Here is an 18627-nt window from a genome sequence, read left to right as displayed (position 1 = left end):
AGCAAATTTATCGCTGGCAGTGCAGCCATCTGTTGCGGATTTTTCCGGCGGCTTAAATTCCGCCAAAATCTGCCGCAGTTAACTTGCCCGTAACAGAGTTAAGCCGCTATGCTGTGTGACAAAGCCCTGCAGGGGATCTGTATCTTGCTCTCTTACCTCACCGTGCAGAAGTATCTGTTATTCATAATGCTGCTTAGCGCACTGCGCTGCATAGCCGAGCCGATGATCTACTCCTGGCCGGCCACCATGCTGGACGACCCGCGCGGCCATTATCCGATAGCCTTACTGCATTTGGCACTGGAAAAGTCCGGCAGCCATTATCTGCCGGTGCCAAGTAAACGTGACCAGGCGCAGTGGCGTACTTTACGGCAGTTGGAAAGCGGTAACGACATGGATGTGGTATGGACTTTTGCCTCAGCCGAACGTGAAGAGAATCTGCTGCCGGTGCGGATCCCGATAGACCGTGGTTTATTGGGCTGGCGTTTGCTGCTGATCCGCCAGCAAGACAGGGCCCAATTTGCCGGCATTAGCACAGCTGAGCAATTACAGCCGCTACGCGCGGTGCAGGGCCACGATTGGCCGGACCTGCCGATACTGCAACATAACCAGTTTAATGTCACACCAAGTACCTATTATCACGGCATGTTTGCCATGCTACAGCTGGGTCGGGTCGATTATTTCCCCAGGTCGCTCAGCGAAATACAGTCTGAATTGCAAACAAAAGCCGGCGACAGCTTAGCTATTGCAGATAACCTGGCGCTGTATTATCCGGCACCACTGTACTATTTTGTTAACCCTAACCGGCCGCAACTGGCACAGGCGATTGAACAAGGCCTGCGCTTAGCAATGCATGACGGCAGCATGCAGCAGTTATTTCTGCAACATTTTGCCGATGCGATTGCACAGGCTGAGCTAACTGAACGCCGCGTTATCCGGCTTAATAATCCGTTTTTGCATCCGGATACGCCGTTACAGGACAACAGTCTGTGGTTTAACCCGGAGCTTGGATACTAATGCCCTATAGCTTACCCTCTCAACCACTGCGCCATCATCTGGCTACCAGGGTAGTTATCACTATGGTACTGGCGGCCTTGTTGCTATCGGTCTTGCTGACAGCCGCGTTGAGCTACAGTGTCTATCGCTATGAAATTGCTACCGCACAACAGCAGTTTGACAATATTGAAAAAAGCTACCTGCCAAGCCTGGCCGCCGGCCTGTGGGAAGTGGATATACATCGTATTAATACCTTACTCGATGGCATTACACGTTTAGAACATGTCGGCGCAGTTAGCCTGACAGATGAGCTGCAACAGCAGCTTAGCCGGCAACATCCGCAATTCAGCGACGCCTTGATGAGTAAGCACTACCCGGTGCACTATCAGATTGACGGTGAGCAGCATCCGGTCGGCACCTTGCAGGTAGAATTAATGGCAGACGGCATTCAGCAGCATTTATGGCAACAAAGCCGCAATATAGCGCTGGTGACGGTCAGCGCCTTGTTGCTCAGCGCAGTGCTGATGCTGCTGATTTTTCGCTTTGCGGTCAGCCGCCACCTGCGTGCAATGGCACAGTTTGCCAGCCATTTAGACTTGAACCGGCTGGAGCAACCTTTGCAATTACAACGACCAGCGCGGCAAGACGAGCTGGACCAGGTGGTTGACGCCATTAACCGGCTGCAGCAGCGCATTAAACATGAACTGGCCAGACGTAATGAAATAGAGCTGCAACTGAACAACAACACTGCTCAGTTAGAGCAGCAGGTAGCACTACGCACCACGGATTTACAGCTTAAAAACAGCTTATTGCAGCAACAATCGGCCGAGTTAGCCAAACAAAATGAAGAGCTCGACGCTTATGCCCATACCGTAGCACATGACTTAAAACACCCGTTAACCAGCCTGACAGGTATGAGTCGCTTGCTCAATGCTACTTTTATCGAGCTGTCAGAGGAGCAAAAACACGCCGCCCTGACCACCATTGATCATACCTCACGTAAAATGAATGACATTATCAACGCCCTGCTGTTATTGGCCAGCATGCGCGAACAACAAAATGTGGCGCTGCAGCCGCTGGATATGGCACTGTTGGTCAATAACGCACAGCAGCGCCTGGATGATTTTGCCCGTCAGCATCAGGCTACTATCGAAGTAGCTGCCAACTGGCCGACAGCAAGCGGTTATCCACAATGGGTAGAAGAAGTGTGGGTAAACTATCTGTCTAATGCGATTAAATACGGCGGCCGGCCGCCGGTTATACAGCTGGGCGCCGACATTGCGCCGGATGCTATGGTGATATTCTGGATCCGCGACAACGGCAGGGCGCTCAGTGCACAACAGCAAGCGGGCCTTTTCAGTACTTTCCAGCGCTTCTCGCCGCAAAGTGCCGATGGCCATGGTTTAGGTTTATCTATCGTAAAACGCATCATCACCCGTTTGAGTGGCGAGGTAGGCTACCGGGCGTTAGAAGATGGCGGTAGCCTGTTCTGGTTTAGTTTGCCTCAGGCATCTGCAACCGCTTTACCTGACCAAAGCGGAAAATCAACATAAAAGCAGGCGCCGGCGCCAAAGGTGGAGCTAAAACCAATACTGCCGTGCATCGATTCTGTCAGTTGTTTTGATAATGCCAGCCCAAGCCCGGTACCGCCTTTTTGCCGCGTATCGCTGCTGTCAGCCTGCGAAAAGCGCTGAAAAATCGCGTCTTTAAAAGCATCGGCTATGCCCGGCCCGGTATCGGTAACGCTGATCCGCACCTGCTGCTGTTGCTGCTCAATCTTTACCACTACGGTGGCGGCATCGGGTGAAAACTTAATCGCATTGGATAGTAAATTAGCCATAACCTGAGCAAAACGCAGACTGTCGACATTAATTAACAGTTGCTCATCACAAGCCGTGTTTTGCAGTTGTAGCTGAATATTCCTGTCACGGCCGTATTGGCTGTTGTCGGCCACGCTTTGTTGCACCAGCGTCAACACGGCTTGCGGTTGCAGTACAATTTGCATCATACCGGCAGAGAGCTTTTCGATGTCGAGCAAATCATTAATTAAGCTGGTAAGACGCTGGCAGTTACTATTAGCCAGCTGTAACAACTCCGCAGCTGCTGTGGGCAGCTCACCAACACAGCCGGAGCTTACCAATGCCAAAGCGCCGTTAATTGAGGTTAAAGGTGTACGCAGCTCATGGCTTACCGTTGAGACAAACTCATTTTTTATCCGCTCAAGTTGTAAACGCTCAGTAATATCCTGCGCCGAGGCATATAATTTGCCGGTGACAGGGTCGAGCACAGAAGACCACTGCAAGGTGACATAATGGCCATCTTTATGCCGGTAGCGGTTACAAAAGCCGGACGTTACTCTGCCTTGTTGTTGTTCTGCCACTTCGACATCGGTACTGATTAGATCGTCCGGATGGATAAAGTCGGTAAAAGGCCGGCTTAACAATTCAGCCTCGCTATACCCGGTTACGCGACTAAAAGCTGTGTTAACCCGTTCAAAATAACTCTGCTGGTTAGCAATACAGAGAATATCGCGTGACAGTAAAAAGAATTGCTGCAGTTCGCCACTGGTTTGCTGCTGTTGGGTAATATCCTGTACTGAGCCAATCAGCCGTGCGGGCTCGCTGCCCTGCGGCGTAGTCCACTTTGCCACTTCATGTACCCAGCGCATGCTGCCATCGGGCAGCACTATACGATGCACTACATTGTGCTCACCACTTTGCATGGCACGGGTTTCACTTTGTTGCACCAAAACGATATCGTCCGGATGCACTAACTGATAAAACACTCCAACGCTGGGAGAGAACTGCGCCGGGTCAACGCCAAAGATGTCATACACCATCGGCGACCACCACAGCTCGCCATTGCTGACATTAGCCTCCCAAAAACCGATACGGGCATTACGGCTGGCCATGTCCTGGCGTTCCAGCACCAACTGATATTCGTGCTGCAACTGCAAATGCCGGCTAAAGGTATGCACCGTACTGGCCATCGACGCCATGGCGGCGATAAAATGCTGCTCATCCACTGACCAGCTGCGCTGGCCGCTAACCTGCTCGACACAGATCACACCGCCAAGCCCTTGTTCAGACTGAATAACAGCATCTAACATTGAGTGGATACCGGCACCTTGCAAATAACCATCTTTAAATTCTGCCGTCGCAGGATGGCTGGCCGCATCCGACGCCGCGATCAGGGCATGTTGCTGTAAGGCGCTGAAATATTTCGGATAGTGACTGCGCTGCAAACAGACGCCGCAGCTGTGACTGTTCAGGTGGTACTGGTATAAGTCGATGCACTGCAACACATCGCTTTGGCTAAACAGCCAGACACTGACGCGGTCAGCGTACAGCGCCTTACTGATTTGTTTGGTAAGAAATTGCCAGGCCTGGCGGGTGTCACTGGAAAACAGCAACGGCGAGGCCAGTATTTTGGCTTGAAGTGCGAGCAATTGCGGCCCCTGCCGCGCAGCGGAAGCAGCAGAGGTTTGCATTGCAGCTGAAGTGGAGTCCATTACTACGCCCTGAGAAATGTCCTTATATACAGCTTAAGGTTTAGCAGGGCGCGGGGGTTACGGCAAGGCTTTTGCTTTAGCTGGTTAAACGGCGCTCATATAGCGCACAATTAACTGCAAACTTTGCTTGTCGCGGTATTCGTTAATATCCAGCTGATAGGCCAACTGCACTTTTTGTACATTAACGTCCGGCCAGGTTTTGTTGTCAGCGTTAAACCAAATCGCATCTACCAACTTGCCGTCCGCGGTTTGCAACATCATTTTTAAGTGGCGATCGGCCAGCATTTTTTGGCTGATCAGGCTAAATTCACCGTCAAATACCGGCTCTGGAAACGCCTGGCCCCAGGGGCCGGCACTTTGCAGCAACTGCGCAAAGCCAATATCAAAGCAGTCCGACGGCAATTCGCCGTCACTGTAGATCACGGCGGTAAGCTGCTCCGGCGTTAAATGTTTTTTTGCCGTTAAACTCAGTGCCAACTTAAAGGTGTCCAGCCGCTCGGCGCTGATGGTTAAACCGGCCGCCATGGCATGACCACCGAACTTTTTAATTAAACCCGGGTATTGGCTGGAAATTTCCTCCAGCAAGTCGCGGATATGTAAGCCGGCAATAGAACGGGCCGAACCTTTCAGCTCACCGTCGTCACCCTGGGCAAACACTATGGTTGGGCGGTTAAACTGCTCTTTTATCCGTCCGGCCAGAATACCAATAACGCCCTGATGCCAGTCGTGCCGGTATAAACACAGACATTCCGGCAGCGCGTTGCCGTCAAACGACAATTGGCTTAAAAACGCCTGCGCCTCCAGTTGCATACTTTGCTCTATAGCGCGGCGCTCTACATTCAGGCTGTCCAGCTCAGCAGCATACTGCCGTGCCAGGCCCAACTGTGGTGCCAACAAACAGCTTATTCCCAGCGACATATCGTCCAACCGGCCTGCCGCGTTTAACCTTGGTGCCAGGGCAAAGCCAAAGTCGCCGGCGGTCAGTTTCGCCGCGGTGCGGTTGGCGACGTCAATCAGCGCCTGAATGCCCGGCCGGCATTTGCCACTGCGAATTCGCATTAAGCCCTGATGCACTAAAATGCGGTTGTTGCTATCCAGCGGCACCACATCGGCTACTGTGCCCAGCGCGACTAAATCCAGCAGCTCGGCTAAATTGGGTTCAGCCAGCTGGCGCTGGGTAAAATAATCTTGCTCACGTAATTTGGCGCGCAGCGCCAGCAATAAGTAGAAGGCTACACCCACTCCAGCCAGGGCTTTGCTGGGAAAAGTACAGCCAGGCTGATTTGGATTAACTATCGCATCGGCATCCGGCAGTTCATTGCCGGCCAGGTGATGATCCGTAACCAGCACCTTAACGCCGGCTTTTTTCGCCAGTGCCACACCATCAATAGCCGAAATACCGTTATCAACGGTAACAATAAGCTCCGCGCCCTGCGCCACGGCGAGTTCCGCCATCGGTGGCGTTAAGCCGTAACCGTATTCAAAGCGGTTGGGCACCAGATAATCAACAAACTTAAAGCCCAAAGCCCGTAGCCCGCTCATCAGTACCGCTGTGCTGGTAGCGCCGTCGGCATCAAAGTCACCTACGATCACCAGATGTTGCTGTTGCTGCAGCGCGTCAATCAGCAAACTAACGGCTTGTTCAATGCCTTTTAATGCACTAAAAGGCAGTAAGCCGGCGGCACCGCGCTCCAGCTCATTAGCATGCGTAATACCACGGCTGGCATATAAGCTTTGCAACACCGGATGCATTGCATCAGGCAACGATGGTAAAACGCCGGGCAAAACCCGGCGCTGAATAGTGCGGCTGATAGCAGACATAAGCGGTTAAGATCCCGCCTGCAGTTGTGCCAATAATGCCTTGGCCGGCTGGTAACCCGGAATTAAGCGGCCGCCGGGTAAAATAATGGCCGGGGTGCCACTGATGCCAAAAGATTGTCCCAGTTCATACTGGGCTTTTACCGGGTTATTACACATTGCCGGTTTCACATCAGCGCCGTCTTTGGCTTTGTCCATCGCGCTGCGGCTGTCTTTGCTGCACCAGATATGCTGCATTTGCAGATAGGTTTCCGAGCCTAAACCACCGCGCGGAAACGCCATATAGCGCACGGTAATACCGGCGTTGTTATAGTCTTTCATTTCATTATGTAATTTACGGCAGTAACCACAGGTCGGGTCGGTAAATACATTGATCACGTACTTTTCGTTGGCCGCTTTGTATTCAATTACGCCGCTTTTTTGCACGTCAAGCTGTTGCTGAATATAAGGCCGCATCTGCTCGTCATTCACCAACACCTTGTTGGTTAAATCGTAAATATTACCTTCAATAAAATACCGGCCGTCTTCCGAGGTGAAAAACAGGCCTTTATCAGTAAACACCTGCAGCAAGCCTTCCATCGGCGATTCCGCTACCGCCTTAACGGTTAAATTCAGCGAGCTGAATTGTTGCCGCACCTGAGCATAATCGGCATCCGGCGCCTTTACCTGCGCACTGGCAGAGGCAATAAATCCGAGGCTACAAAACGCTAATACAAACTTGTTCATACAATTTCCTGTTACGGCGCCTAAGGGCGCGGATGATGTTGCTGATGCAGGCTTTGTAACCGCGCCTGCGCGACATGGGTATAAATTTGTGTGGTAGACAAATCACTGTGGCCCAGCAACATTTGTACTACCCGCAAATCGGCGCCATGGTTCAATAAATGGGTGGCAAAAGCATGCCTCAGTGTATGCGGCGACAACTCTGCCTGAATGTGCGCTACTTTGGCATAAAACTTAATACGGTGCCAGAAGGTTTGCCGCGTCATTTGCTGCGCGCGCAAGCTGGGAAACACCACATCCAGCATCTGCCCGCCGAGTAACTGCACCCGGGCTTCGCGTAAGTAGCGCAGCAACCAATGCGCTGCTTCCTCGCCCATTGGCACCAGCCGCTCTTTTTCGCCTTTGCCGGTTATTCTTACCAGACCGTGTTGCAGGTTAAGTTGTTGCATTGACAAGCCAACTAACTCGGATACCCGTAAGCCACTGGCGTACAGCAGCTCCAGCATGGCTTTGTCGCGAAACTGAATAAGATCGGTTAAATCCGGTGCGTTTAGCAGCGCCTCAACATCCTGCTCAGATAAACTTTTTGGCAAGCTGCGGCCGATTTTCGGGTTAAGTAATTGCGCCAGCGGGTTGTCGGCGATTTTGCCGGCCTGATGCATGCCGGCATAAAAGCGCCGCAGGCTGCTAAGCGCACGCGAGGTGCTGCGCGGGCTGTATTGCTTGTCATAACGCTGCGCCAGGTAGCGATTTAACAGCTGGCTGTCGGCACTGAGCAAATGCTGTTGTTGCGCGGCGGCAAAAGCGGCAAATTGCTTTAAATCTGTGCCATAGGCGCTAAGTGTATGCTCACTCACACCTTTATCCAGCCACAGTTGATCAAGAAACTGACTGATCAGCTGCAAATCTGTTGCATCAGGTTGTACTGCCGTTGTTGTCATCGCTGCCTACTCTGAAATCTCAGGCTATGGTAGCGCATGGCTGCCCCGGCGCAAAGCCGGGATTTTGCTGCATCCGCGATTCTGCTACACTGCGGCTTTATTATTGCCCCCTGTTGTAGTGAGACCGCGATGAAAATTGGCTTATTTTATGGCTCAACCACCTGTTACACCGAAATAGTAGCAGAGAAAATTCAGGCCTTAATTGGCGCTGACACTGTTGAGTTACATAACATTAAGCAGGTACCGCTGAGCACCATGGCGGATTACGATATTCTTATTCTTGGCTTATCCACCTGGGATTTCGGCGAAATCCAGGAAGACTGGGAAGCGCACTGGGATGACATCAGCAGCGTAAATTTAAGCAATAAAATTGTCGCCATTTACGGCATGGGCGACCAACTGGGCTACGCCGAATGGTTTATTGATGCTGTGGGCATGCTGCATGACGCTATAGCACCACAAAACCCGCGCCGCATTGGTTTTTGGCCCACTGCCGGCTACGATTTTATTGCCTCCAAAGCCTTAACTGCGGATGGCGAACTGTTTTATGGCCTGGCACTGGATGATGAAAACCAGTACAACTTAACCGATGCGCGCCTAAATGACTGGGTAAACCAGATTTTGCAGGAAATAGCCGGCCTGCTGTAAATAAACCGAGCTAAAACTTCAGATAAAAATCCTTTAACAACGCGCGGTATTGGCTGCTGTAGCTACCGTCTGCCTGCTGCACTAACAGGCTGCTGCGCTCAGTATCTGTATATTGCCGGCTTAAGCACAACAACAGCCTCTGTGCCGGTTTATCCGCTTTACTGCGGACCTTACAGCACTGCGCCAGATACCAACCATGGCTTAGTGCCAGTTGCAACAGTTGCTCCGCCTCAGTCAGTGGCAAAACCAGCGCAAAGCTACCATCATCATGCAACAACTGCGCGGCTTTTTGCAGCAGAGCAGCAAAGGGCAAGCTGTCGGTGTGGCGCGCCTGAGTGCGCCGCTGATCCGGCGATAGTAACGATTGTTGAAAAAACGGCGGGTTAGATACAATTAAGCGGTAACGTTTGCCACTGCTATAGGTTAGAATGTCGCCCTTTATCAGCCGTATCGCGTTTGGCCACGGGCTGTTTGCCACATTTGTAGCAGCTTGTTCTGCCGCAGCGGGGTCCAGCTCTATCGCGTCTATTGCATTGGCACCGGCGGTACGCTGCGCTAACATCAGGCTGATCAGGCCGGAGCCGGCACCAATATCGAGAATATCGCCACCTGGTGGTGGTAGCGGTGCAAAAGCACCAAGCAATAAACCGTCAGTGCCGACTTTCATCGCGCACTGATCATGAGCAACATAGAATTTTTTACATTGAAAACCGGCTGACATCAGCACCTCCGGCCGCCAGTTTACGGCGAAGCAGGCGCACTGTCACCGGGCAGGCAATTATGCTGAGGACAAAATGACAACATTCGCAGATTTTCAACTGGACGATGACATTAACCGTGCCATCAGTGAACGCGGTTTCGAGCTGCCGACCCTGATCCAGGAAATGGCGATCCCATTGGCGCTGGAAGGCAAAGACTTATTGGCCAGCGCGCCAACCGGCACCGGTAAAACCCTCGCCTTTGTTTTGCCTGCTATTCAGTACCTGCTTGATTTCGGCCGTAAAGATCCCGGCTTTGCCAGGGTGCTGGTAATGACCCCCACCCGCGAACTGGCGTACCAGGTGTATGATGAATTTAAGCATTTCAGCCAATATACCGGCCTAAATGTTGGCGTGATTACCGGTGGCATTAACTATGGCAGCCACAAAGACACGCTGGAAAAAAACAACGATATTCTTATCGCTACGCCAGGCCGCTTAACCGAATATCTGGATGAAGAAAGCTTTCAGGCCGATGAAGTAGAGCTGCTGATTCTGGATGAAGCCGACCGCATGTTGGATATGGGCTTTGTTGGCGAGATGAATCGCATAGTGCTGGAAGCACGCCGCCGCCGGCAAACCTTTTTGTTCTCCGCCACGCTCGAAGGCAACAACCTGGAGCGTTTTGCTGAGCGCGCCTTAAAAGAACCCGAGCGGGTGGAAGCCATACCGTCGCGCAAAGAAAACGCCAAAATTCTGCAATGGGTGCATTTAGCCGATGATGCCCAACATAAGTTGGCGTTGCTTATTCATCTGTTGAAACAGCCGGATGTGACGAAAACCATCGTGTTTATTAAAACCCGCGAACGCCTTGCCAGTTTAACCGGCCAGTTGGAAACCGCCGGCCTGCGCTGCGGCTGGTTACAGGGTGAAATGCCACAGGATAAACGCATGCAGGCAGTTGAACGTTTCAGCTCCGGCCGCGTGAACATTTTACTGGCCACTGATATCGCCGCCCGTGGTCTGGACATTGACGATATCAGCCATGTGATTAACTTTGATATGCCACGCAGTGCAGACGTGTACCTGCACCGCATTGGCCGTACCGGCCGCGCCGGTAAAAAAGGCACGGCGATATCACTGATTGAAGCGCACGATATGGGCATTTTGGCCAAAGTAGAGCGCTATGTAGAACAAAAACTGAAACGCCGTGTAATAGAAGCGCTGCGGCCGAAAAATAAAGAAGCCAAAGTACCGGTGAAAAAGAAGAAGCCAACCAAAGCTGCGGCGAAAAAAGCCGCGAAAAAGCCGAAAAAGTAAGCCAGCCTGCAGCTAGCCGCCGGCCGTAAAAAGTTGGCGGTTATCGCATTTTTGCCCCACCCTGTTGGAATTTTTTAGTAAAGCTGCTATTGATATGCTGAATAAATTATTTAGCATGGTGGGTTAAGCTATGGATAAACGCCAATTTATAAAAAACTGCACTCTGGCTGCCGCCTTGTTACCACTGGCCGGCTGCAGCAGCGTAATGGCCGCGCCATCTGCCGGCAATAAACGTCTGTTGCCGCTGCCGCTGAACAAAGGCGATACGGTAGCGCTGGTAAGCCCATCTAAAGCCACCGATGATATGCTGGACTTGCAAATAGCGCAGGAAGTGATGCAGGCGCTCGGTTTTAAAGTAAAAACCGGTAAAAATCTGGCGGCACGCCGCGGCCATTTAGCCGGCACCGACGCTGAGCGCGCCGCCGACATTAACGCCATGTTTGCTGACAAAGAAGTAAAAGCCATTATTTGCCTGCGCGGGGGCTCCGGCGCGGCCCGCCTGCTGCCATTACTGGACTATAAGCTAATCCGCAACAACCCCAAGGTTTTACTGGGTTATTCCGATATTACCGCACTGCACAATGCTATTCATGCCCAAACCGGCTTAGTCAGCTTCCATGGCCCGAACGGCACCGGCAGTTGGAACAGCTTTAATGCTGATCAGTTTCAACGGCTGTTTTTCGACCGCGAATTAATGCACTACCAAAATGTGCTGGACGCCAAAGACGAGCTGGTTGCACGGCAAAACCGCACCGTAACCATTAACGGCGGTAAGGTACAGGGCGAGCTGATTGGCGGTAACTTAACCGTGTTTACCGCTTTGGCCGGCTCACCTTACCTGCCGGATTTCAGCGGTAAAATCTTATTTTTGGAAGATGTGGAAGAAGCGCCTTATCGCATTGATCGCATGCTCAGCACCTTAAAGCTGATGGGGGCGCTGGATAAAATTGCCGGCTTTATTTTCGGTGAATGCACTGCCTGTCGCCCCAGCGGTGGTTATGGCTGGCTGACGATGGACCAGATTTTTGACGATCATATCAAGCCGCTGAATATACCGGCCTACCGTGGCGCCATGATTGGCCATATAAAGCAGCAGTTTATTGTGCCGGTAGGTGGCCGCGTTGAGCTGGATGCCGACGCCGGTACATTCCGGTTGCTGGAAAGCGTGTTTCAAAGCTAAATAAAACGGCCCCGCTTCGCGGGGCCGTTTTATTATCTTTCCCAGTAAGCCTCTTCCAGGCTGTCTTCCCGCTCAGGTAAGCCCTTGGATAAACGCGGTGCATTTTGTACCAGAATTTCATAGCTAACCCGGTTAGCGTACTTACAAATTTGCGCAAACGACGAATAGGCTAAATACGGCTGCTCATGCTTGCCGGATAACGGCTGCACCTGCTTGTGGAAATGATTCGCCGCCATATCATGCAGAATAGCCGACAGCGCGCCATCACCGGCACCGTTAGTGTTTTTAATCCGCTCCGGGCCGCCTAAATACGGGTCGATATGCGAATACACTTTCAGCGGTTGCTGACAGCAGGCGTGCAGCATAGGCCGGCTGAATTCAAATTGGTTAAAATCGGCCAGGCTGGCAGATTTTATCGGGTTAGTACTCTCACGTTTTACGTTATCGTCGGTATGGCCACACAGATACAAGCCTTCCGGCCCGGCGGTGATCAGCACCATATCGGTATGATCCAATATCGCCTCAGCCGCCTTGAGCGGATCGGCAAAGCCGGTTAAGGCTTCGGCTTCCAGTTCATTCATCGCCAGCACGTTAACGTAGTCTTTAATGGTACTGAGAATTTGCTCGCGGTTCTCTTCTACCAAATGCCGCGTCCCCAGGCTCATTACCACCGGCACATTATGCGCTTTGGCATCTTGCAGCGCTTTTAACATAGCCTGCTGAATAGGCTGATCTGTGGCGCGCAGCGGGTAAGCACTGACCACAAAAGCCGCGGCACCAGCAATAATGTCAGTAGGAATATAGTCCGGGCTTAGCTCATCCATATCGCTGGGGTCGATAACAAAAGTACGCTCGCCGTCCGGCGTTATCATGGTAATACCGCGGCCAATATCACCGGCCACGCCCTGCAAATGGTTCATATCCACTTTGGAGCTGGTATGGCAAACATAGTGATACGCCGGTGAACCCAGCGCAATATTGGCTGACATTACGCCCAGCAACACTGATTTATCATCGGCCAATACGGAATAATTGTGGATGGTATTGCCGATAGTGCCGCCGGCAAAATGATCCGATATCGCCTGCTGCGCCACCAATTCCTGATAAATTAAATTGGCTTTGCCATGCTCAACCAAATTGGATAAGCCTTTGCGGATATTATACTTTTGCAGGAAATCATCACTAACGCTGGCGACCACATCAACAATGGTTTGATCCAGGCCAACGATGTAGGTATCCAGCTCCGGCCGTACTTCGAAGCTGGGCAGCTGAGGTTTAGGCTGGGATACCGGAAAATAATGTTTGATTTTACGCAGGCCGGGAAATTTCATCTGTTATACCACTGCAAAGCCGCTACCGGCAAAGAGCGGCATTGTAACAAAAAAACGGCTGAACGTAATGTTGAATCAATCAGCAGAACCGGCTGGTTCCATAGATAAAAACTATTCTGTGCTGTGGCGTAAAAATACCGGTGCATTTGCCGTTGAGTGTTCAGCGCTGTAGCTATAGCCCGCCAGATCAAAGTGTTGCAACTGCTCTGCAGCGGTTAAACGCTGCTGGATAATATAGCGCGCCATTAAACCGCGGGCCTTTTTGGCAAAGAAGCTGATAATTTTATATTGGCCATTTTTAAAGTCTTTAAACACCGGGGTAATTAAACGGCCCTGCAGCAGCTTGGGTTTTACTGCCTTAAAGTATTCCTGCGACGCCAGGTTAACCACCACATCAATGTGTAAATCCTGCAGTTGCTGGTTTAACGTGGCAGTAATGCTGTCCTGCCAAAAGGCATATAAGTCTTTACCATTCGGGTTTGCCAGCTTAGTGCCCATTTCCAGCCGGTAAGGTTGCATTAAATCCAGCGGCCGCAGCACACCATACAAGCCGCTTAGAATGCGCAGATGCTGCTGGGCAAAGCTGATATCGTCGTCCGTTAAACTGGCCGCGTCCAGGCCCTGATACACATCACCGTTAAAGGCAAATAACGCCGCCTTGGCGTTTTGCTCAGTAAAAGGTAACTGCCACTGCGCAAATCTGGCCGCATTTAACCCAGCCAGCTTGTCACTGATATGCATCAGTGATGATAAATCGGCCGGCGTCAGCGTTTTACAAATCCCGGCTAACTGCCGGCTTTGTGCCAACATAGCCGGTTGTGTTGATGTGATACTGCGCTGTAAAGGCTGGTAGTCCAAATCTTTGGCGGGGGAAACAAGCAACAACATAATTTAATTCACTCTGTTATTCGGGGTACTGCAACGCCCGGGCTCTCCGATATAGTTTCGGCTACTCGGTATATAGCGGCGGCAGTTGTGTTAACAGCTGCTCCAGGCGTTGTTGATTGCTACTGGTTAAAGCGCTTTGCTCCAATGCAGCCAACACAGCTTTTGCCAGCGCTTGCAAGCCACGGTGCGCCGGCAGCTGCGTTAAAGTTTGCAGTAAGTTCAGCGCTAACCCGGCATTACACGGCATAGACAGAAAAGCCTGGCGTAACTTCAACAGTGCAGCCTTTACATCGCCGCTTTGTGCCGCAGCCATACCGGCCTGGTTCCAATCACGGATATCTGAGCGCAGCTTACTGTCTTGCTGTAATGCGCGGCTGGCAGATAAACGCTGGCAACAGCTGTACAGATCATCTTGTTCAGTCGATATTTCCCGCAGTTGCGTTAAATAGCGCTCGGCCTGTTTCAATTCACCCAGCGCAAACATCAAACGCGTTTTATCCACTAAGGTACCAACATTGGCTGCTGCAGTGTCTTCTTTAATCTGCAGTTCATCGGTCAGCTGTTTGGCATCGGCTATATGGCCTTGCAACAAACTCACTCTGGCCCGCAGTGCTAACACTTCTGCTTCGGTATCATCCGTCAACAACTTCTGCGGCATACTGGCCAACGCTTCACTGCATTTTTTTACCGCAGCGCTAAAGCCCGGCAATTCAGCCTGAGTGGCTTGTGCTAACAGTAACCGGGTGAGTTCAAAATAATAATCGGCACGGTCAAAACCGGAAAAACGAAATTGCTGGATCAGCTTCTGCCAGTAACGCGATGCATCGTCCGGCTGCTCACTCAGCTGTAATACCGTGGCGATGGCCATTTGTGCGCTGATATTAGTAGGCTGTAATTTTACCAGTTCAGTTAGCTGCTCCAGCGCCTGTGGCAAAGCGCCTTGCAATAAATACAACCGGCTTAGCCAATCCAGCGCTTCAGGACGTACATCGTCGGCCTCTGTCAGTGTCAGCAGCAGTTGCTCTGCTTCGGGCCATTGCTGCAATTTCACCATCGCAATAGCCGCGCCCAGCCTGGTCCAGCTAAAGTCACGCTGTTGCTGAATTTTGTTATACAGCTGCGCTGCGGCATTGTATTCACGCTGCGCCAACAGCACTTCACCTTTTAACCGCAGCGCCAGTAAGGTATAGGCGGGGGCATTTTTAATTACATCGTCCAGCTCTGTATGCACAGCGGTTAAATCGCCGGCCGGCATCGCCTGGTACACCTTTCTTAACGCCACACGGCTTTGCCAGGCTTTAGCCAAACGCTTTTCCAATTCCAGATAGGAGAACGGCTTTAACACAAAATGATCCGGCGTGCCCTGCAACAAGCCCATTACCGGTAAGCGCTGCGGCTCTGCGCTTATTACGACAAAACAACAGCCGGGTTTAATGGCATCCAGCGCTGACAACTCGGCAAACAATTGCAGTGCATCTTTACCATCACCGAGGTTAAAATCAGCCAAAATAAAGTCGTAAGCGTGGCGTTTAGCGGGCGACAAGGCTTGAACCGCATCAGCGACAGCAGTAATATCAACGAAACCTATCTGCTGTAGCATACCCTTGATCGACGCCCGAACCGGTTCGCAGTCCTCGATCAACAGAAGTTTCTTACTTTTATAAAAGCTGGCTTGAAAGATCATCGAGACCCTGTGCTAATTTACACTGATTACAAGTTACAGGTCTTATAACCTGATAAAAACAGGCAATATAGTAACTTACTTTGTGCCATGCAACGCTATTGTTGTTATTTCCCAACGATACACTGGTTTTGTTGTAATATTCCTACATTAATTGCTAATTATTCGCTACATCACTAGAATGTGATCAAAAATACGGTAATAAAACTATATGAGCAACTTACTAAGCCAACTTAAAGCCGTCACTACCGTTGTGGTAGACAGCGGCGATCTGACCGCCATTGAACAATTCCGTCCGGTCGATGCCACCACCAACCCCAGCTTGTTGCTAAATGCCAGCCAGCTCGATTTTGCCAAGCCTATGCTGGATGCGGCTGTTGCTTATGCTAAAGCTAAAGCGACCACTGCCGCGGCCCAACTTGAACTGGCCTGCGATAAATTTGCCGTGGATGTGGGTACCGCCATCAGCAAACTGGTGCCCGGCCGCGTATCAACTGAAGTTGACGCCCGCTTATCTTTCGACACCAATGCCACTATCGCCAAAGCGCAACAACTGGTTGCACTGTATCAGGAAAACGGCATAGGTACTGAGCGTATTCTGATCAAAATCGCCTCGACCTGGGAAGGCATTCAGGCGGCGCGCCAGCTGGAGCAACAAGGCATTCAGTGCAATCTTACCTTGCTATTCCATATGGCCCAGGCCCGGGCCTGTGCGGAAGCAGGTGTGTATTTAATTTCGCCGTTCGTCGGCCGTATTCTGGATTGGTACAAAGCCAGCACCGGCCAGGATTACAGCAGCGAAACGGATCCGGGCGTAGTGTCAGTGCGCGAAATTTACCGCTTCTATAAGCAACATGGTTTTAAAACCGTGGTAATGGGCGCCAGCTTCCGCAACACCGGCGAGGTATTAGCCCTGGCCGGCTGCGACCGTTTAACCATCAGCCCTGCCCTGTTAGCAGAGCTGAGCCAGATGCAGGGTGAGCTGACTGTGCATTTAACCGACAGCGGCGCCAGCGATGCAGCACCGGCTCAACTGACACAAAGCCAGTTCCGCTGGGCACTTAACGAAGATGCCATGGCCACCGAAAAACTGGCCGAAGGTATCCGTAAATTTGCCATTGATCAGCGCAAACTGGAACAACTGATCCAACAAGCACTTTAATCATTATTTTACAGGGGAGTAGAGTATGCCAGCTTCACCATGGCCGGCGCTGAAAGCGCTGGCTGCACAACAAGGTTCATTACGTCAGGCCTTTTCTGCCGATCCGGACAGGGCCAGCCGCTTTCGCACTGCCGCCTGCGGCATAACGCTGGACTACTCGAAAAACCTGATTAATGAGCAAAGCTGGCAAGCTCTGCAACAACTGGCGGCTGACAGCAATATTCAGCCGGTATTGCAGGCGATGCTGGCCGGCGACAAAATTAACAACACTGAACAGCGCAGCGTTTGGCATATGATGCTGCGTAAAACCGATGTCAGCGGCTTGACGCTGGACGGCGAAGATATCGGCGCAGCTATTACTGCTTGCCGCAACAGAATGACAGCGCTGGTCAGCCAGCTGCATCAGGGCGAATATACCGGCTACAGCGGTAAAGCCATTACTGACTTAATCTGGGTTGGCATCGGCGGTTCGCTGTTGGGGCCGCAAATGGCGGTTGAGGCCTTAACGCCTTATCACTGCAGCCCGGTCAAACTGCACTTTGCCGGTAATATTGACGGTGCTGTAGTATCCGATGTGGTGAAAAATCTCGACCCGGCCACCACCCTGGTGTTTGTCGCCTCTAAATCGTTCGGCACCGAAGAAACCAAACAAAACGCACTGGCAGTGCGCCAATGGTTCACCGACCACGGTGCCGATGCCAAAGCCATTGCACGACATTTTTGGGCTACCTCATCCAATATTAAAGCCGCGGCGGAATTTGGCATAGTGGAGCAAAATATCCTGCCGATGTGGGACTGGGTTGGCGGCCGCTATTCGCTGTGGTCAGCCATTGGCTTGCCGGTGGCGCTGATGATTGGTAACAGCCATTTTGCGCAGTTGCTCAAAGGCGCCGAAGCGATGGATCAGCATTTTATTACTGCACCGCAAGCAGAAAATATGCCGCTGACGCTGGCGTTACTCGGCATCTGGTATATCAACGGCTTTGGCTGTCAGGCGCAGGCCTTATTGCCATACAGCCATTATCTGCGCCTGCTGCCCTCTTATGTGCAGCAGTTGGATATGGAGTCTAACGGCAAGAGTGTTGATATTAACGGTGCGCCGTTAACCGATGCCACCGCACCGGTAATTTGGGGCGATGCCGGTACCAATGGCCAGCATGCTTATCATCAGTTGTTGCACCAAAGTGCGTTAGCGGTACCGGCTGATTTTATTCTGCCAGTTAAACCGGCGCATAGCCTGGCGGATCATCATCAGCGCTTAGCTGCGCACTGCTTTGCGCAAACCCAGGCGTTAATGCAAGGCAAAACATTACAGGAGGCCACCGACGAATGTCTGGCTGCCGGTATGACAGCAGAGCAAGCTGCTGCACTGGCACCGCATAAAGTGTCGCCGGGCAACAAGCCGAGCAATACATTGCTGCTGCCGGAGTTGTCACCCTACTACGTTGGCGCCTTAATTGCGTTATATGAGCATAAAGTATTTTGTCAGGGTGTGCTGTGGGGCTTAAATTCGTTTGATCAATGGGGCGTTGAGTTAGGTAAACAGCTGTCCGGCCCGATTTATCAGGCATTAACAGGCCACGATGCCAGCCGGCTGGACAGCTCTACTCAGGCATTAATTAAGGCGTTTTTGCAGCAAAAAAATCAGTAAAAAGCTCCGACCTGTCATAGTCTTGTCACTTAGTTGTTTTATTTTCAGGCAAATTGTGGTAAATCCTTTGTTGAAAATAACA

15 protein-coding genes are annotated in these 18627 nt (G+C 51.5%); 7 read left to right on the top strand and 8 right to left on the bottom strand.

Annotated elements, in window-relative coordinates; all coding sequences use genetic code 11:
* The first annotated feature begins 108 nt into the window (after positions 1-108).
* Together Q8O77_RS09425 and Q8O77_RS09420 are read left to right on the top strand one after the other, a co-directional pair.
* Positions 109-1014 carry an ABC transporter substrate-binding protein gene (locus Q8O77_RS09425; protein ID WP_305552609.1) on the top strand — a complete coding sequence of 302 codons (906 nt, stop codon included), beginning with the start codon at positions 109-111 and terminating at the stop codon, positions 1012-1014.
* Positions 1014-2546 carry an ATP-binding protein gene (locus Q8O77_RS09420; RefSeq protein ID WP_305552608.1) on the top strand — a complete coding sequence of 511 codons (1533 nt, stop codon included), beginning with the start codon at positions 1014-1016 and terminating at the stop codon, positions 2544-2546. Before Q8O77_RS09425 ends, Q8O77_RS09420 begins: the two co-directional genes overlap by 1 nt.
* Here Q8O77_RS09420 and Q8O77_RS09415 read toward each other — a convergent pair.
* The 4 genes from Q8O77_RS09415 to xerD all read right to left on the bottom strand — a co-directional run bounded on the left by Q8O77_RS09415 (position 2498) and on the right by xerD (position 7986).
* The gene (locus Q8O77_RS09415; RefSeq protein WP_305552607.1) at positions 2498-4504 is read right to left on the bottom strand and encodes an ATP-binding protein; all 2007 of its coding nucleotides are present in this window, start codon (positions 4502-4504) and stop codon (positions 2498-2500) included. The two genes, Q8O77_RS09420 and Q8O77_RS09415, sit on opposite strands and share 49 nt — an antisense overlap.
* 84 nt (positions 4505-4588) lie before the next feature.
* On the bottom strand, positions 4589-6325 hold the full coding sequence (gene recJ, locus Q8O77_RS09410) for a single-stranded-DNA-specific exonuclease RecJ (RefSeq protein WP_305552606.1): 1737 nt from the start codon (positions 6323-6325) through the stop codon (positions 4589-4591).
* A gap of 6 nt (positions 6326-6331) precedes the next feature.
* A complete protein-coding gene (gene dsbC, locus Q8O77_RS09405) occupies positions 6332-7048 on the bottom strand; it encodes a bifunctional protein-disulfide isomerase/oxidoreductase DsbC (RefSeq protein WP_305552605.1) in 717 nt (238 codons plus the stop codon).
* Between the two features lie 20 nt (positions 7049-7068).
* The gene (xerD, locus tag Q8O77_RS09400) at positions 7069-7986 is read right to left on the bottom strand and encodes a site-specific tyrosine recombinase XerD (RefSeq protein WP_305552604.1); all 918 of its coding nucleotides are present in this window, start codon (positions 7984-7986) and stop codon (positions 7069-7071) included.
* 129 nt (positions 7987-8115) lie between these two features.
* Between xerD and fldB the strand changes: the two genes are divergently transcribed.
* Entirely contained in the window at positions 8116-8634 is a 519-nt protein-coding gene (gene fldB, locus Q8O77_RS09395; RefSeq protein ID WP_305552603.1) for a flavodoxin FldB, read from the top strand.
* A gap of 10 nt (positions 8635-8644) precedes the next feature.
* Here fldB and Q8O77_RS09390 read toward each other — a convergent pair whose 3' ends face one another.
* Entirely contained in the window at positions 8645-9355 is a 711-nt protein-coding gene (locus tag Q8O77_RS09390; RefSeq protein ID WP_305552602.1) for a tRNA1(Val) (adenine(37)-N6)-methyltransferase, read from the bottom strand.
* A gap of 73 nt (positions 9356-9428) precedes the next feature.
* Here Q8O77_RS09390 and srmB point away from each other — a divergent pair, with 73 nt between their 5' ends.
* Both srmB and Q8O77_RS09380 read left to right on the top strand, forming a co-directional pair.
* Positions 9429-10652 (top strand): ATP-dependent RNA helicase SrmB, encoded by a 1224-nt coding sequence (srmB, locus tag Q8O77_RS09385; protein WP_305552600.1) that lies wholly within the window; start codon positions 9429-9431, stop codon positions 10650-10652.
* Between the two features lie 130 nt (positions 10653-10782).
* On the top strand, positions 10783-11832 hold the full coding sequence (locus tag Q8O77_RS09380) for an LD-carboxypeptidase (RefSeq protein WP_305552599.1): 1050 nt from the start codon (positions 10783-10785) through the stop codon (positions 11830-11832).
* 32 nt (positions 11833-11864) lie between these two features.
* Here Q8O77_RS09380 and Q8O77_RS09375 read toward each other — a convergent pair whose 3' ends face one another.
* The 3 genes from Q8O77_RS09375 to Q8O77_RS09365 all read right to left on the bottom strand — a co-directional run bounded on the left by Q8O77_RS09375 (position 11865) and on the right by Q8O77_RS09365 (position 15735).
* Positions 11865-13163 carry an inosine/guanosine kinase gene (locus Q8O77_RS09375; protein WP_305552598.1) on the bottom strand — a complete coding sequence of 433 codons (1299 nt, stop codon included), beginning with the start codon at positions 13161-13163 and terminating at the stop codon, positions 11865-11867.
* 111 nt (positions 13164-13274) lie between these two features.
* Positions 13275-14051, bottom strand: a complete 777-nt coding sequence (gene yaaA / locus Q8O77_RS09370) for a peroxide stress protein YaaA (protein ID WP_305552597.1) — start codon at positions 14049-14051, stop codon at positions 13275-13277.
* A gap of 61 nt (positions 14052-14112) precedes the next feature.
* Entirely contained in the window at positions 14113-15735 is a 1623-nt protein-coding gene (locus Q8O77_RS09365; RefSeq protein WP_305552596.1) for a tetratricopeptide repeat protein, read from the bottom strand.
* A 208-nt stretch (positions 15736-15943) separates the two neighbouring features.
* Here Q8O77_RS09365 and tal point away from each other — a divergent pair, with 208 nt between their 5' ends.
* On the top strand, positions 15944-16894 hold the full coding sequence (gene tal / locus Q8O77_RS09360) for a transaldolase (protein ID WP_305552595.1): 951 nt from the start codon (positions 15944-15946) through the stop codon (positions 16892-16894).
* A 25-nt stretch (positions 16895-16919) separates the two neighbouring features.
* Positions 16920-18545 carry a glucose-6-phosphate isomerase gene (gene pgi, locus Q8O77_RS09355; protein WP_305552594.1) on the top strand — a complete coding sequence of 542 codons (1626 nt, stop codon included), beginning with the start codon at positions 16920-16922 and terminating at the stop codon, positions 18543-18545.
* The last annotated feature ends 82 nt before the right edge of the window (positions 18546-18627 follow it).

The sequence above is a fragment of the Rheinheimera sp. genome (assembly GCF_030690345.1).
Taxonomy (GTDB): Bacteria; Pseudomonadota; Gammaproteobacteria; order Enterobacterales; family Alteromonadaceae; genus Alishewanella.
This window is presented reverse-complemented; position numbering and strand designations above follow the sequence as displayed.